Annotated in this window: 15 protein-coding genes; 7 read left to right on the top strand and 8 right to left on the bottom strand. The window is 73.0% G+C overall.

The features are described 5' to 3' along the window. Window positions 1–2: 2 nt before the first annotated feature. Both PBV52_RS37725 and PBV52_RS37730 read right to left on the bottom strand, forming a co-directional pair. A complete protein-coding gene (locus tag PBV52_RS37725; protein ID WP_274244839.1) occupies window positions 3–710 on the bottom strand; it encodes a DUF2470 domain-containing protein in 708 nt (235 codons plus the stop codon). A gap of 64 nt (window positions 711–774) precedes the next feature. After that, on the bottom strand, window positions 775–2,091 hold the full coding sequence (locus PBV52_RS37730; protein WP_274244841.1) for a hypothetical protein: 1,317 nt from the start codon (window positions 2,089–2,091) through the stop codon (window positions 775–777). 113 nt (window positions 2,092–2,204) lie between these two features. On the opposite strand from PBV52_RS37730, the gene PBV52_RS37735 reads away from it, so the two are divergent. Further along, window positions 2,205–3,467: a molybdopterin-dependent oxidoreductase gene (locus PBV52_RS37735; RefSeq protein ID WP_274244842.1), complete on the top strand. Its 1,263-nt coding sequence runs from the start codon at window positions 2,205–2,207 to the stop codon at window positions 3,465–3,467. 316 nt (window positions 3,468–3,783) lie between these two features. Here PBV52_RS37735 and PBV52_RS37740 read toward each other — a convergent pair whose 3' ends face one another. From PBV52_RS37740 to PBV52_RS37750, 3 genes are read right to left on the bottom strand one after another with little or no spacing between them, the layout of a single operon-like run. After that, the gene (locus tag PBV52_RS37740; protein ID WP_274244844.1) at window positions 3,784–4,626 is read right to left on the bottom strand and encodes a bifunctional 2-polyprenyl-6-hydroxyphenol methylase/3-demethylubiquinol 3-O-methyltransferase UbiG; all 843 of its coding nucleotides are present in this window, start codon (window positions 4,624–4,626) and stop codon (window positions 3,784–3,786) included. Beyond that, the gene (locus tag PBV52_RS37745; RefSeq protein ID WP_274244845.1) at window positions 4,623–5,234 is read right to left on the bottom strand and encodes a DUF2064 domain-containing protein; all 612 of its coding nucleotides are present in this window, start codon (window positions 5,232–5,234) and stop codon (window positions 4,623–4,625) included. The genes PBV52_RS37740 and PBV52_RS37745 overlap by 4 nt, the downstream gene beginning before the upstream one ends. After that, window positions 5,231–6,064: a glycosyltransferase family 2 protein gene (locus tag PBV52_RS37750; RefSeq protein WP_274244847.1), complete on the bottom strand. Its 834-nt coding sequence runs from the start codon at window positions 6,062–6,064 to the stop codon at window positions 5,231–5,233. The genes PBV52_RS37745 and PBV52_RS37750 overlap by 4 nt, the downstream gene beginning before the upstream one ends. Before the next feature lie 104 nt (window positions 6,065–6,168). Between PBV52_RS37750 and PBV52_RS37755 the strand changes: the two genes are divergently transcribed. Both PBV52_RS37755 and PBV52_RS37760 read left to right on the top strand, forming a co-directional pair. Next, a complete protein-coding gene (locus PBV52_RS37755) occupies window positions 6,169–6,906 on the top strand; it encodes a response regulator transcription factor (protein ID WP_274244849.1) in 738 nt (245 codons plus the stop codon). Between the two features lie 2 nt (window positions 6,907–6,908). Beyond that, complete coding sequence (locus PBV52_RS37760) at window positions 6,909–8,021, top strand: sensor histidine kinase KdpD (RefSeq protein ID WP_274244851.1); 1,113 nt, start codon at window positions 6,909–6,911, stop codon at window positions 8,019–8,021. A gap of 30 nt (window positions 8,022–8,051) precedes the next feature. Here the strand turns inward: PBV52_RS37760 and PBV52_RS37765 are convergent, their stop codons facing one another. From PBV52_RS37765 to PBV52_RS37775, 3 genes are read right to left on the bottom strand one after another with little or no spacing between them, the layout of a single operon-like run. After that, entirely contained in the window at window positions 8,052–9,062 is a 1,011-nt protein-coding gene (locus PBV52_RS37765) for an NAD(P)-dependent oxidoreductase (RefSeq protein ID WP_274244853.1), read from the bottom strand. 52 nt (window positions 9,063–9,114) lie between these two features. Next, window positions 9,115–10,569 (bottom strand): cell wall metabolism sensor histidine kinase WalK, encoded by a 1,455-nt coding sequence (locus PBV52_RS37770; protein ID WP_274244854.1) that lies wholly within the window; start codon window positions 10,567–10,569, stop codon window positions 9,115–9,117. After that, window positions 10,566–11,279 carry a response regulator transcription factor gene (locus PBV52_RS37775; RefSeq protein WP_274244856.1) on the bottom strand — a complete coding sequence of 238 codons (714 nt, stop codon included), beginning with the start codon at window positions 11,277–11,279 and terminating at the stop codon, window positions 10,566–10,568. Before PBV52_RS37775 ends, PBV52_RS37770 begins: the two co-directional genes overlap by 4 nt. Window positions 11,280–11,431: 152 nt before the next feature. Here PBV52_RS37775 and PBV52_RS37780 point away from each other — a divergent pair, with 152 nt between their 5' ends. From PBV52_RS37780 to PBV52_RS37795, 4 genes are all read left to right on the top strand, one after another. After that, entirely contained in the window at window positions 11,432–12,769 is a 1,338-nt protein-coding gene (locus PBV52_RS37780) for a ferredoxin reductase family protein (protein ID WP_274244859.1), read from the top strand. 19 nt (window positions 12,770–12,788) lie between these two features. After that, window positions 12,789–13,520 (top strand): FMN-binding protein, encoded by a 732-nt coding sequence (locus tag PBV52_RS37785; protein WP_274244860.1) that lies wholly within the window; start codon window positions 12,789–12,791, stop codon window positions 13,518–13,520. Window positions 13,521–13,522: 2 nt separating this feature from the next. Then, window positions 13,523–14,272: an FAD:protein FMN transferase gene (locus tag PBV52_RS37790; protein ID WP_274244862.1), complete on the top strand. Its 750-nt coding sequence runs from the start codon at window positions 13,523–13,525 to the stop codon at window positions 14,270–14,272. 123 nt (window positions 14,273–14,395) lie between these two features. Further along, complete coding sequence (locus tag PBV52_RS37795) at window positions 14,396–15,337, top strand: hypothetical protein (RefSeq protein WP_274244865.1); 942 nt, start codon at window positions 14,396–14,398, stop codon at window positions 15,335–15,337. Window positions 15,338–15,342 lie beyond the last annotated feature (5 nt).

A 15,342-nucleotide genomic window follows, 5' to 3' on the forward strand; every position in this document is an offset into this window, starting at 1 on the left:
GCCTACGACCTGGTCGGCAGGCGTCGGCGGCGTGGCCGGGCGGTGGCCTCGGCGAGCAGGGCGTGGATCTTGCGTACCGCGTCTCCCGGGTGGGTGGCCGGGGCGGCGAAGGGCAGGCGGAGGTCGCGGTGGGAGTCCGCCGCCTCCAGGCGCAGCACCAGGCCGTGCCGGTCGAGCCGCAGCGGCCGTACGCCGGTCGCGCCGAGCTGCTCCCGGGCCGGGAGCAGGCGGGCGAGCGGGGCCACGGTGTCGGTGTGGGCCGCGTCCAGCCGCGCCAGCATCTCCGCCTCCTGGGCGGCCAGCAGATCGGGGGAGGCGAGCGTCAGTTCGCCGAGGCCGATGGTGGTCGTGCCGTCGTCCTCGGTGAGCACGGCCCGGGCCGGGTGGAACACCAGGGTCTTCGGGCCGAGCGCGCTGAGCCAGCCGCCCAGCGTCAGCCGGGCGCGCACCCGTTCGCGCACGGAGACGGGGGCGATGTCGGTGAACTCCACCAAGGCGGCCAGGTCACCGTGGGGTGCCACCGCGAGCTCGGCGGCCAGGTGGCCGTCCGGCGGGTTGTGCAGGAGCAGCCGCGCGGCGGCGTCGACGGTGTGCAGGCCGATCAGCTCGATGCGATGGCCGTGCGTGGTGACGGTCAGCGAGCCGGCCGCCGCCAGCACCGAGCGGGCACGCTCGGCGGGCGTCGGCTCAGGGCAGGGGGCAGCAGACATCGGAACCCTTCGATCCGGCGAGGCTAAGTTAGGTAAGCCTAACCTATCCTCATCTGTTCCGTGGTCACCAACCCGTCAGCAGCAGGTGATTGACGAGCAGGGCGAGCACCGCCTGCGCCGCGAGCCAGCCACGCGGCCCCCTCAGGAACGCGCAGGCCGGCAGCAGCCACAGCGCGAACGGCAGCCAGATCCGCTCCGTCTCCGCCTTGCTCATCCCGGACAGATCGGCGACCAGCATCGCGACCAGCGCGCCGAGTACCAGGAGGGCCGCCCGGACCTGGGTTCCTTCCGCGCGCCGGACCAGCGCCGCGCCTGCCCGCCGCAGCCCCGCCGCTGTCGCCGGGCCCACGACGACGACCGTGCACGCCAAGTTGGCCCACACCCAGTAGCCGTACGGCCGCACACCACCGGCGCCCTGGTAGTAGCGGGTCACCAGCAGACGGTATGCCTCCCACCAGTCGAAGCCCACGACCGTGAAGGCGACGGGGGCGACCAGGAAGCCGGCCAGCAGGAAGGGCAGGGGGCGGACGCGGTGTGAGCCCAGCAGCAGGACGACGGCCGCGATCACGGCGAACAGGGTCAGGCCGTAGGAGAGGTAGGCGGCCCAGCCGAAGAGGAGGCCCGACGCCAGAGCCGTCCACCCCGGGCGATGACCCGTCACCGCCAACGCCAGGAAGGCGACCGCCCACGCGGCGACCGCCGCGAAGTACCCGTCGGCCGAGGTGCCCACCCACACCGCGGCCGGGGCAAGGGCGAGGAAGGGCGCCGCGCGGCGGGCGAGCCGCTCGTCGGTCAGGACGCGTACGGCGACGAGGACGGCGACCGCCGCCGTCGTACCGGCGGTGATGCACCAGGCTCCCGCCCAGCCGCCACCGCTCAGGCCGATCCGGTCGAGGAGGACGAAGGTGAGGGTGGCGCCCGGAGGGTGCCCGGCGACATGGGCGGGCCAGTTGTCCGGCGACTGGAGCAGGATGTGGTCGGAGAAGTCCCGGAGAGTGGCGGGGATGTCCTGGAAGCGGTCGATGACCCGGAGGTACTCGTGCGCAGTCGTCAGCTGCGCCGCGATGCCCCGGTGCCAGCCGTCGACCAGGGCGAGGGACCAGGTCCAGGCCATGCCGGTGGCCCAGGTCGCGAGGAGCAGGACCCGCCAGCGCAGCCGGGCCGCCACCGAGGGGCCGTACGCCACGACCGCCGCCGCGACGACCAGCGCGGCCGGGGTGCCGGGACCGGCATGCGGACCCCAGTCGGCCAACAGGGGCGGCCAGTTGACCCGGAGCGTGCCGTCCCGGCGCTGGATCACGGTGCCGACGACGGCGGCGGTCACGACGAGGAGCCCGGCGGCCACTGCGGCGGACAGGTCATGGCGGAGGTCGCGGTTCACGCCAGAACGCTAGGACGGGCACCATCCTCCGGACGGCTGACAGGCGCGGACGTCAGAGATTCGTCATGGTTCGCGAGCCCATTCCCGGGGTGGACCGGACCTACCGTCGGGGCATGGCACGGACTCCCTCCTCCCCTCCCACTCCCTTCTCTCCCGCCTTCTGGCGCAGCCCGCTGCGCGGCCCCTGGCTGACCTCGGTGCTCGGCGTCGTGCTGCTCGGCGGGATCACGGTGCTGTTCGTGACGGGGCTGGTGTCCTACGCCGCCTACAACCCGAACCTGGCGCCGGTGAACGACAAGACCCCGGACAAGGGGATCCTGGGCTTCTACCTCTTCTCCTGGCCCACCAGCCCGCACTGGCTGTACCGGCTCAACCAGGGCGTCCACGTCACGCTCGGCATCACGTTGATCCCCGTGCTCCTGGCCAAGCTGTGGTCGGTCGTACCGAAGCTCTTCACGCTGCCGCCCGCCCGCTCGCTCGCGCACGCCCTGGAGCGGATCTCGCTGCTGCTTCTCGTCGGGGGCGCCCTGTTCGAGTTCGTGACGGGCGTGCTCAACGTCCAGTTGGACTACATCTTCCCCGGCTCCTTCTACGCCCTGCACTTCTACGGGGCGTGGGTGTTCTTCGCCGCGTTCGTCGTGCACGCCGTGCTGAAGACGCCCATGGCGCTGCGGAATCTGCGGAATCTGCGGGCGGAGGAAAGCGAGTTGGTCTCGAAGAGCGAGTTGGTCTCCCCGGCTCCCGCCGAGCCGACCGTCTCCCGGCGCGGTGCGCTGTGGTTCGTCGGTGGCGGCTCGCTGCTGCTCTTCGGCACGACCGTCGGGCAGAACTTCGACGGGGCCCTGCGCCGGACCGCCCTCCTCGCCCCGCACGGCGGCGCCGAACCGGGCAGCGGGCCGGGCGGCTTCCAGATCAACAAGACGGCCGCGTACGCGGGGATCCGCGAGGCCGACACGAACGAGGAGGCGTGGCGGCTGGTGATCGTGGGGCGGGACGGGCGGACCGTCCGCCTCGGCCGGGCCGACCTGCTCGACATGCCCCTGCACAGCGCGGCGTTGCCCATCGCCTGCGTGGAGGGCTGGTCGACGTCCGACCAGTGGTGGCGCGGGGTACGGCTGCGGGACCTCGCGGCGCTGGTCGGCCACGACGAGGAGCCGCCCGACGTCCTTGTGGAGTCGCTGCAGCGGCGCGGTGCCTTCCGGCGGGCCGCCCTGCGCGCCAACCAGGTCGCCGACTCCCGTTCCCTGCTCGCCCTGTTCGTCAACGGCGAGGACCTGACCCCCGACCACGGTTACCCGGCGCGGATCATCGTGCCCGCCGCGCCCGGTGTGCTGAACACCAAGTGGGTGGCGCGGATGACGTTCGGAGACCTGTGATGCGACGACCGAGGTTTGCTCTGGGCAGCCCTCTTCAACTCCTCCTGCTGGTCAGCTCGTTCGCGCTCGCCGGATATGCGGGGGTGCGGCTGCTGGAGGGGGACTGGTTCGAGGTCGCGCTGTGGTTCGTGGGGGCGGCGATCCTCCATGACCTCGTGCTGCTGCCGCTGTACGGGGCGGCGGACCAGGTCCTGCTACGAGGGTTCGAGGCGGCCGGACACCGACGGTGGGTGTCATACGTCCGCGTCCCCGCCGCACTCTCCCTGCTGCTCCTGCTGGTCTGGTTCCCGCTGATCAGCGGCCGGGTCGCGGACCGCTACGCCTCCGGCACCGGCCTGTCCGCCGACGGCTTCGCGGCCCGCTGGCTGCTGATCACCGCCGTGCTCTTCGGCGGCTCGGCGGTGCTGCTCGTGCTGCGGTGGCGACGACTGCGCAGGGCGGCGAAGGAGCGGCCGCCGGCCGTCCACTGATCGACGGCCCGCCAGCCGGCGCGCTCCGCGTGCCGCAGCAGGGCGGGCGTGCCGAGCCGGGCCCAGGGGAAGGCGGTGCCGGTGGCGCCGCGGGCATCGGTGACGTGGACCTGGACCCGTTCGTCGAGGTCCAGGTCCAGCAACGTCTCGGCGATCAACAGGCCGCCCGGGGCGAGGAGTTGTGTCATCCGGGAGAGCAGGGCGGCCGGGTCGCCGCCGATGCCGACGTTGCCGTCGATGAGGAGGGCGGTGCCCCAGCGGCCCTCGCCGGGGAGCGGGTCGAAGACGGAGCGGCGCAACGCCGGGCCACCGAGCCGCACGGTGCGGGTGACGGCGGCCTCGCTGACGTCGATGCCGAGCACGCGGCGTCCCTGCCGGCCCAATGCCGCCACCAGCCTCCCCGGCCCGCAGCCGACGTCCAGCACCGCACCCTCACAGCGCCGCAGCACCTCCAGATCCGCCGCGTCGGCGTCCGCGCACCACCGCTCCACTTCGAGCGGCAGCAGCCAGCCGTCGGGGCGGCGCAGGAAAAGGGGGCCCTGGCCGGTGCGAAGGGCGTGGGAGTACGGGTCGGCGGACCATGTGCGGTCGGCGGACCGTCCCGCGGTGCCGTCGGCGTCCGTGCCGGTGCCGGTCGGGGCGGGCCGGCGGGTGATCCACGCCGCCGTGGCCTCCCGCAGGCCACTCATCGGTCCGCCGCCGGGGCGAGGTGCGCCAGCGTCGTCGCGAACCGGCTGCCCGGGGTCGCCTTGGCGACCAGGTCGGCGTCGTACGCCGTGTCGACGTCCCGTAGGCACGGCAGGTCGCGCACCCGCAGGTCCGCGAGGCGGGCGCGCTGTACGGCGCCGGTCCGCGGCGTCGACATCGGTACGCCCCGCAGCCGCACCGGGTCCGGTTCGGCCAGCCCCAGGGCCCAGAAGCCGCCGTCCTCGGCGGGGCCGAAGCAGGCGTCGCAGCCGTCCCAGTCCACCGTCAGCAGATCCGGCGTCACCTGCGGGGTGTCCATGCCGATGAGCAGCGCCGGGCCGTCGCAGCCCGCGAAGGCGGCCGCCAGCCGTTCGTCGAGACCGCCCGCGCACTGCTGTACGACCTCGAAGCCGGGCGGCAACCAAGGGCCCGGCGCCCCGTCCAGGACCAGCACCCGGCGCCGTGCGGGCGTGCGCGCCACGGCGTCCAGCGTGTCCGCGAGGGCCGCCTCCGCGAGCGCGGCCGCCTCCTTGGGCGTGAAGGGCGGCGTCAGCCTGGTCTTCACCCGGCCCGGCCGGGGCTCCTTGGCGATGACGAGGAGGGTGGTCACGGGCGGGTTCCCTTCTGCGCGGGGGTGCCCGGTCGGGCGTCGGGGCTTTCGGTGGGGCCAGGTCCAGGTCCAGGTCCAGGTCCAGGTCCAGGTCCGGATTCGGGCTCGACATCGGCCCCGGCCCGCCCTCCGTCCTCCGCCAGCACCCGGCTCATGTCCCGCACCGCCTGCCACGTCCCCCGCCAGGTCCCCGTCACCTTCGACGCACCCGTGCGCGGCAGGTACGGCACGTCGTACTCGGCGATGCGCCAGCCCGCGTCGGCGGCGCGGACGACCATCTGGAGCGGGTAGCCGCTGCGCCGGTCCGTCAGGTCCAGGGCGAGCAACTGCTCGCGGCGGGCGGCCCGCAGGGGTCCGAGGTCGTGCAGGCGCAGGCCGGTGCGGCGGCGGAGGAGGCGGGCGAGGGCGAGGTTGCCGACGCGGGCGTGCGGCGGCCAGGCCCCGCGGGCCCGGGGGCGACGCCGGCCCAGGACGAGGTCGGCCTCGTCCGCCGCGATCCGCCGTACGAAGGGCACCAGGCCGCCCGGGTCGAGCGAGGCGTCGCAGTCGCAGAAGCAGACGATGTCGGCCGTGGCGGCGCTCAGCCCCGCGTGGCAGGCGGCGCCGAAACCGCGTCGCTCCTCGTGCACGACGGTCGCGCCGAGCGCGCGGGCGACGGCGGCCGAGCCGTCCGTGGAGCCGTTGTCCACGACGAGGGCCCGCCAGCCGGGCGGGATGCGCTCCAGGACCCAGGGCAGCGCCTCGGCCTCGTCGAGACAGGGAAGCACGACGTCGACGGACGCCGTGCAAGGTTCACTCGCTGTTGCGGAGGGGGTCGTCACGGCTTTCACCCTACGAGCGCGAACAGGGCATATCGGACGGCGGCTCCTTACGAAACAAGGACGTCGGGCGGCCGACGGCGCCGCATGCGCGCGCCGGGTGCGAGGCTGGCGGCATGGAGCAGCAACAGCCGTACCCGCAGGCCGGGGCCAGGGTTCTCGTGGTCGACGACGACCCCACCGTCGCCGAGATCGTCTCCGGGTACCTCGACCGCGCCGGATACGTCGTGGACCGCGCGGGCGACGGCCCCGACGCCCTCGCCCGGGCCGCCGCGCACTGGCCCGACCTCGTCGTCCTCGACCTGATGCTGCCCGGCATGGACGGCCTGGAGGTGTGCCGCCGGATGCGCGGCCAGGGACCCGTGCCGGTCATCATGCTCACCGCGCGCGGCGACGAGGACGACCGCATCCTCGGCCTGGAGGTCGGTGCCGACGACTACGTCACCAAGCCCTTCAGTCCCCGCGAACTCGTCCTGCGCGTCGAGTCCGTGCTGCGCCGCACCCGGCCCGCCGAGCCGTCCAAGACCTTGCGCGCCGCGGGCCTCTCGGTCGACCCGGCGGCCCGCCGCGCCGTCAAGGACGGCAGCGAACTCGCCCTCACCATCCGCGAGTTCGACCTCCTCGCCTTCTTCCTGCGCCACCCCGGCCGGGTCTACAGCCGTGAGGACCTGATGCGCGAGGTGTGGGGCTGGGACTTCGGCGACCTGTCGACCGTCACCGTCCACGTCCGCCGCCTGCGCGGCAAGGTGGAGGACGACCCGGCCAGGCCCCGGCTCATCCAGACCGTGTGGGGCGTCGGCTACCGCTTCGACGCGACCGGCAGCACCGCTTCCGCTCCCGACGGCGAGGTGTGACGATGCGCGACACCCTCCTCATCGCCCTCTTCGCCTTCCTCGGCGCCGCCGCGGCCGGCCTGGTCGGCGCCTGCGTGCTCCTGCTGATCCGGCGCCGCTCGCTCATCGCCCACCTCGCCGTGGTCGCCGGCGTCGCCGTCACCGCGATGCTCGCCGGCACACTCGCCGTCGCGCAGGCGATGTTCCTGTCCGGACACGACCTGAGCGTCGTCACGACCGTCGTCGCCATGGCCGCCGTGGTCTCGCTCGCCACCGCCCTGCTGCTCGGCCGCTGGGTCGCCGACCGCAGCCACGCCCTCGCGCTCGCCGCCCGCTCCTTCGGCGACGGCGGCGACTTCACCTCGCCCGACGGCCCCGCCACCGCCGAACTCGCCGCGCTGAGCCGCGAGTTGGAGGCGACCAGCGCCAGACTCGCCGAGTCCCGCGAGCGCGAACGCGCCCTGGAGTCCTCGCGGCGTGAACTCGTCGCCTGGATCTCCCACGATCTGCGCACCCCGCTGGCCGGCCTGCGCGCGATGGCGGAGGCCCTGGAGGACGGGGTGGCCGCCGACCCCGACCGCTACCTCAAGCAGATCCGCATGGAGGTCGAGCGCCTCAACGGCATGGTCGGCGACCTCTTCGAGCTGTCCCGTATCCACGCCGGCACCCTGACGCTCTCGCTCGCCCGGATGTCCCTGTACGACCTCGTCGGCGACGCCCTCTCGGGCGCGGACGCGCTGGCCCGCGAACACGGGGTCCGGCTCGTCGGCGACGGGGTCGAACCGGTGCCGGTGCGGGTGGACGGCAAGGAGATGAGCCGGGTGCTGGGCAACCTGCTGGTCAACGCCATCCGGCGCACCCCGGCCGATGGCACGGTCGCCGTCGCCGCCGAACGCGTCCCCGAGGGCGTGATGCTGTCCGTCACGGACAGCTGCGGCGGGATCCCCGAGGAGGACCTGCCCCGCGTCTTCGACACCGGCTGGCGCGGCACCCACGCCCGCACACCCCCGGCCGGCGCGGGGCTCGGCCTCGCCATCGTGCGGGGCATCGTCGAGGCGCACGACGGGCGGGCCACGGTACGGAACGTCCCCGGTGGCTGCCGCTTCGAGGTGGTGCTGCCCGCTGCCGCTTCCTGAATGCGGGCAGCACCACCGGTCCGAGGCAGACTACGCCCCCCGCGATCCGGCGTCCGCGAACTCCCGCATCCCCTGCGCGAACCCCGTCTCGGGCTTCCACCCCAACTCCGCCCGCAGCCGCGAGGAGTCCGCCGTGATGTGCCGCACGTCGCCCAGCCGGTACTCCCCGGTCACCACCGGTTCGGGCCCGCCGTACGCCGCCGCGAGCGCCCGTGCCATCTCGCCGACGGTGTGCGGGTCGCCGCTGCCGGTGTTGTACGCCGTGAGCGCGCCCTCCGGCAGGGCTGCCGAACCCGCCTCCAGCGCGACCACGTTGGCGGCGGCCACATCCCGTACGTGGACGAAGTCCCGGCGCTGGCGGCCGTCCTCGAAGACCCGCGGGGCCGCACCGCGTGCGAGTGCCGAGCGGAAGAAGGAGGCGACCCCGGCGTAGGGGGTGTCGCGGGGCATGCCCGGACCGTAGACGTTGTGGTAGCGCAGCGACACCGCCGTGCCGCCCGTCGCGCGCGCCCATGCCGCCGCCAGGTGCTCCTGGGCGAGCTTGGTCGTCGCGTACACGTTGCGGGGATCGACCGGGGCGTCCTCCGCCACCAGGCCGGGCGCGAGGGCGGCGCCGCACACCGGGCAGGCAGGCTCGAAGCGCCCCGCGTCCAGGTCGGCGACGGCGCGCGGGCCCGGCCGTACGACGCCGTGCCGTGCGCACGCGTACCGCCCCTCCCCGTACACCACCATCGACCCGGCCAGCACCAGCCGCCGTACACCCGTGTCGGCCATGGCGGTGAGCAGTACGGCCGTGCCGAGGTCGTTGCGGGAGACGTACTCCGCGGCGTCGCGGAAGCCGACGCCGAGGCCGACCATCGCGGCCTGGTGGCACACCGCGTCGACGCCGCTCAGGGCGTCGCGGACGGTGGAGGGGTTGCGTACGTCCGCTTCGGGGGCGGCGCGGACGTCGTACACCACGGGCTCGTGCCCGTGCGCGGTGAGCGCCTCGACGACATGGGATCCGATGAACCCGGCACCGCCGGTGACCAGTACACGCATGCGCTCACGCTAGGGCGGCGAGGGGCGTTTCGGCCGTGCGGCGCCGGTCATGTCACGGGTCCGTAAGACGTCCGAGCGTGAGCGGGATCGTCACCGTGAACACCGTCGCCCCCGGCTCGCTGGTCAGGTCGATCCGGCCGCCGTGGGCGTGGATCAGGGACTGGGCCACCGCCAGGCCCAGGCCGCTGCCGCCGCGGTCGCGGCTGCGGGCCTTGTCGACGCGGTAGAAGCGGTCGAAGACGCGTTCCCGGTCGGCGGGCGGGATGCCGGGGCCGGCGTCGGCGACGCGGACCTGGGCCGTGCCGTTGGCGACCGAGACGGCCACGGAGACCGGGGTGCCGGACGGGGTGTGCATCGCCGCGTTGGTGAGGAGGTTGTCCAGGACCTGGCGGACGCGCTGGGGGTCCAGACGGAGCCTGAGGGAACCGGGGCCGGGGGCCACCGTCAGCGGGTGGTCGGCGTGCGTGACCCGGAACGCGTCCGCCGCCTGCTCGACCAGCTCCACCAGGTCCGCCTCCTGCGGGCGCAGCGGAGTCTCGACCTCCGCGGCGTCCAGGCGGGCGAGCAGCAGCAGGTCGTCGAGCAGGAAGCCCATGCGGGCGGCCTCGGCGCGCAGCCGGGCCAGGTGCTTCTCCCGCTCCTCGGGGGCGTTGGCGGCCGCGTACTGGAAGAGGTCGGCGTAGCCCCGTACCGACATCAGCGGGGTGCGCAGCTCGTGCGAGGCGTCCGCCACGAAGCGGCGCAGGCGCTGTTCCGCCTCCGCCCGTACCGCGAGGCAGTCGTCGATGTGCTCCAGCATCGTGTTGAACGCGGTACGCAGCTCCTCGACCTCGGGCCCGCCACTGCGCCCGTCGTGCCGCACCGGCAGCCGTGCCGAGTCCGTCAGATCGTGCGAGGTGATGCCGCGGGCGGTGTGCGCCATGTCGCTCAGCGGCTTGAGGCCCCGCCGCAGCATCCCCCGCCCGAAGACGACGAGGGCCAGCAGCGCCAGCCCGAAGGTGACCACCTGGATGGTGATCAGCTGGCCCACGGTGTCCTCGATGTCCTCCATGGGCGCGGCGCTGACCAGCACCACGCCGGGCTCGACCTCGCAGGCGCGCAGCCGGTACTCGCCCTTGTCCCGCAGGTGCTCGGTGCGCACCAGCTCCGTGTGAGCGGTGGTCTGTGCCTGGGCGAGGGAAGTGAAGTCGTCCACGTCCTCCGGCAGGTCGGCGGGGTCCTCGGGCCTGCGGAGCTCGGGCGTGCCGTCCCCCACGTCGTACACGGCGTAGAACCAGCTGTAGTACTTCTTGCCCGAGAGCGTGCCGTAGTCCGCGATGCTCTTGGACTGGGCGATCTGGCCCTGCGCGAGCTGCGTGTCCAGCTGGGCCGACAGGTAGTCCCGCATGTACGTCGTCAGGGCGGTGCCGACGACGCCGAACACGACCAGGGACAGCACGCCGAGACCCAGCGCCAGCCGGGTCCCGAGCCGCATCGCGCGGTACGCCCGCAGCAGCCGCCCGATCACTCGGCCGCCTGCCGGATGACGTACCCGAAGCCGCGCACGGTGTGGATCAGCGGCGCCCTGCCGTCGTCGCCGTCGGTGTCGTCGGGTTCGTCGAGCTTGCGGCGCAGCCGGCTGACGACCAGCTCGACGACGTTGGAGCGGCCGCCGAAGCCGTACTCCCACACATGGTCGAGGATCTGCGCCTTGGTCAGCACGGTCGGTGACTTGCGCATCAGATAGCGCAGCACCTCGTACTCGGTCGGCGTGAGGGTGAGCAGTTTGTCGCCGCGGCGCACCTCGCGGGTGTCCTCGTCCATCATCAGGTCGGCCACCCGAAGGACGGAACGCTGGAAGCCCGGTCCCGCACTGCGCCGCAGCACGGTCCGCAGCCGGGCCATCAGCTCCTCCACCGCGAACGGTTTGACCAGGTAGTCGTCGCCGCCCCGGGTCAGTCCGGCCACCCGGTCGGCGACCCCGTCGCGGGCGGTGAGGAACACCACGGGCACCATCGTCCCCGCGCCGCGCAGCCGGTCCAGGACGCCGAAGCCGTCCAGGTCGGGCAGCATCAGGTCCAGCACCACGATGTCGGGGTGGAACTCGGCGGCCAGCCGCAGCGCCTCCTCACCGGAGTTCGCGGTGACCGCCTCCCAGCCCTCGTACCGGGCGACCGTCGCGACGAGGTCGGCGATGGGCGGGTCGTCGTCCACGACGAGAAGGCGTACTTTCTCCACCCGTTCATAGTGCGGCACCCGGCACCGGTCCTCGGCGGCGGGGCGGGCGCCGCGACCACATCGATAACCAGTTGAAAGAAGTACGACAGCTTTTCGACAGCTGCTGCCGGACAAGCTCGGTATCCACAGACGAGATCAAGGAGCTGTCGCCCGTGACGACCGTCCAATCGCCCCCTGCGCCCCCCACGGCGATACGCCCCAGGGTGGTCGCCCGCACGGGTCTGTACGCCGTGCTGGCCGCGAACGTGGCCGTGGTCCTCTACTTCTTCTTCGCCGCAGGCTTCGCCTCGAACACGCTCATCGTGCTCGGCCGGCTGACCGGCCTGTTCGGCGCGCTCCTCATGGCCTTCCAGCTGCTGCTGGTGGCCCGGCTGCCCTGGCTCGACCGCCGGATCGGCATGGACCGGCTGACCTCCTGGCACCGCTGGACCGGCTTCAGCGTCCTGTGGGCCCTCCTCGCGCACGCCGTGTTCATCACCTTCGGCTACGCCGAGTCGTCCTCCCTGGACCCGGTCAACCAGCTGATCGATCTCGCCGAGACGATCGAGGGCGTGCTGCGCGCCGTCGTCGCGCTGGGGATCATCATCGTGATCGGCGTCGTCTCGGCCCGGTTCGCGCGACGCAAGCTGGCGTACGAGACGTGGCACTTCATCCACCTGTACACCTACGTCGCGGTGGTCCTGGCATTCACCCACCAGGTCGCGGTCGGTACGTCCTTCACCTCCTCCTCGGCCGCCACGGCGTACTGGTACGCGGTGTGGGGCGTCGCCCTCGCCTCGGTCTTCGTCGGCCGGCTGGTCCTGCCGCTGTGGCGGAACTGGCGCCACCAGCTGCGCGTCTCCGCCGTCGTCGCCGAGTCCGACAACGTGGTCTCCGTCTACGTCACCGGCCGCGACCTGGACAAGCTGCCCGCGCGGGCCGGCCAGTTCTTCCTGTGGCGGTTCCTGACGAAGGACCGCTGGTGGCAGGCCAACCCCTTCTCCCTGTCGGCCGCGCCCGACGGCAACCAGCTGCGGCTCACCGCCAAGGCGGCCGGCGCCGGCTCGGCGGGCCTGAGGCACATCAAGGTCGGCACGCGCGTCTTCGCCGAGGGCCCCTACGGCGCCTTCACCACGATGCACCGCACCCGGCCGGAGGCCGTGCTCATCGCCGGCGGCGTCGGCGTCACCCCCATCCGGGCGCTGCTGGAGGAGCTGCACGGCCACGCGGTCGTGATCTACCGGGTCGCCACGGACCGGGACGCGGTCCTGTACGGCGAGCTGGTGGAGCTCGCCCACATCAAGGGTGCCGAGCTGCACCTGGTGACCGGCCCGCCCGTCCCCGACAAGCTGGCCCCCGCCGAGCTGGCGCGCCTGGTTCCGGACATCACCGACCGGGACGTCTTCCTGTGCGGCCCGCCGCCCATGATGAACGCGGTGATCGGCAGCCTGCGCGAGCTGGGCGTGCCCAAGCAGCAGGTCCACTTCGAGCGTTTCAGCCTGGCAGGCTGAGAAGGACGGGAAAGACATCGTGAAGCGAGCAATACCTGTCCTGGTCCTGAGCGTCGCGGGCCTGGTCCCGGTCTGGCTCTACGAGCCGTCCCTCGGCACGGCCTCCACGGAAGCCGCCACACCGGCCTCGACGCCCTCGGTGTCGTCCTCCGTCGCATCGGGTTCGGGTTCCGGCAGCACGGTCGTCAAGGGCTCGACCGTGCAGACCGACAAGGGCCCCGTGCAGGTCCAGGTGACCTTCCAGGGTTCCAAGATCACGGCTGTGAAGATGCTCCAGCAGCCGAACCACCCGCAGACGACGGCGGCGGTGCCGAAGCTGATCGCGGAGACCCTTCAGGCGCAGAGCGCGGACATCGACACCGTGTCGGGCGCGACGATCACCAGTGACGGCTACAGGGAGTCCCTCCAGGCCGCGATCGACGCGAACACGGAGTCCGCGTCCTCCTCCGCCGCCTCCCCCTCGGCCTCGGAGTCCGCCGCCGCGCAGTCGCAGTCGCAGTCGGTCGACGGCTCGACGGTGAACACCGACAAGGGCCCCGTGCAGGTCCAGGTGACCTTCGAGGGCGACAAGATCGCGTCGGTGAAGATGCTGCAGCAGCCGAACCACCCGCAGACGACGGCGGCGGTGCCGAAGCTGATCGCGGAGACCCTTCAGGCGCAGAGCGCGGACATCGACACCGTGTCGGGCGCGACGATCACCAGTGACGGCTACAGGGAGTCCCTCCAGGCCGCGATCGACGCGAAGGGCTGATCATGCACCGAGTCGAACACGTCATGGGGTTCCCGGTCTCGCTGCGGGTCGACGACGAGCGCTTCGACGAACGCGGGACGCAGACCGCGGACGCCGTGTTCGCCTGGCTGCGCGAGGTCGATGCCCGGTTCAGCCCGTTCAAGGCCGACAGCGAGGTGTGCCGGCTGGACCGGGACGAGATCGCGCGGGGTGACGTCAGCGCGGACCTCGACGAGGTGCTGGAGTTGTGCGAGGAGTACCGACTTGCCACCGGCGGCGCCTTCGACGTACGGCTGCCGGGGCGCGGGCTGGATCCGTGCGCGGTGGTGAAGGGCTGGTCCGTGCAGCGGGCGGCCGAGCTGCTGAAGGCGGCGGGAGCGCGGCGCTTCGTCCTCAACGCCGGTGGCGACGTGGTCGCTTCCGGCGGGCCCTGGCGGGTGGGGGTACGGCATCCCGAGCAGGCCGACAAGGTGTGCACAGTGGCCGAGCTGACGGACGGCGCCATCGCGACGTCCGCCCGCTATGAGCGCGGCGACCACATCATCGACGGGCGGACCGGGCGTCCGGCGACGGGGCTGCTGTCCCTCTCCGTCGTGGCGTCCTCCCTGACCGTGGCGGACACGGTGGCCACGGCGGCCTTCGCCATGGGCGCGGAGGGCGTCGAGTGGGCCGCCTCGCGGGCGGGCTGCGAGGTGTTCGCGGTGGACGCCGAGCGGCGGGTCTTCCGTACGGAGGGGTTCCCGGTGGCTCGGGCGGAGGCGCGGGCGGCGTAAAACGGCGTAAAAGGGGCCGGTTCCACCGGCTGACGCGACGCGAGCGGCGACGGCATCATGTCTTGAGGGACATGCGAGTGCCGTCGCCGGCCTCATGGGGCCGCGCAGCCGGGGGAGCGGTACATGAAGCGGTTCAAGCGGGGGCGGGTACCGGAGTGGTACGCGGAGTTGGGCGATCTGGACAACGAGGAGTGGCAGCTGGGCGCCCGCTGTCTGCAGCGGGTGCTGTGGGAGTACGGCCGCGGCGAGTACACCCTGTGGCGCCGCACCGGCCGCATCCCGCTGACCGGGACCTTCACGCGGCCCAAGATCGACCTCCACGTCGGCCCCTTGCTGCGTGACTCCTGCACCTGGGAGTACAAGACCTGGGTCAAGGCCATCAGGCGGGAGTTCGAGTTCCAGGCCCGGCGCACCCCCCTGGTCCTGCGTGCGAAGACGGAGGAAGAGCGGCTGCGTCTGCTCCTGATGCCGCTCCTGCTGCCCGTCAAGGAGGACCGAGACCTCAGTGACCTGCTCGTGCGGAGGTGGTCGGACGGAGTGACGGCGCTTCTGTGCGTACGGGCACCCGAGGGAACGCGACCGGTCACGGCGAGCGAGGCGCGGGCGGTCGGCGCGGATCCCGGTGCGTGGTGGGAGGCCGCCCTCGACCATGTGCGCGCCGAACCCATCCACCTCACCACCGGCACGGAGGGCGGCGTACCGGAGTTCGTCCATGCCAGGGGAGAGGACCGCTTCGGCATGGGGCATCTGCTGCGGATCGGCGAGCTGACCCGGTGGCCGCTCCACCGGCTCGGCGAGCGGCTCGGAGGGCCGGCCCAGCACGGGGTGCTGGTGGGAATCCTCGCAGAGCCCGGCCTCTTCATGTACCACAGGATCGTTCGACGAGTGTGGGCCCAGGCCATCGTGGCGGGAATGCGGAAGTTCACCCCGGGCACCGACACCGAACCTTCCTTCACCGCGATCTCCGGCGTGCACTGGTGGAAGGACGGCGAGGCGGTGCAGGTGGCCACGAGCACCGAGGTCTCCCCGCGGCTGGCGGAACTGCTGGCCTCGGTGCCCGAGTGACGTCC

The sequence above is a fragment of the Streptomyces sp. T12 genome, assembly GCF_028736035.1.
GTDB lineage: Bacteria > Actinomycetota > Actinomycetes > Streptomycetales > Streptomycetaceae > Streptomyces.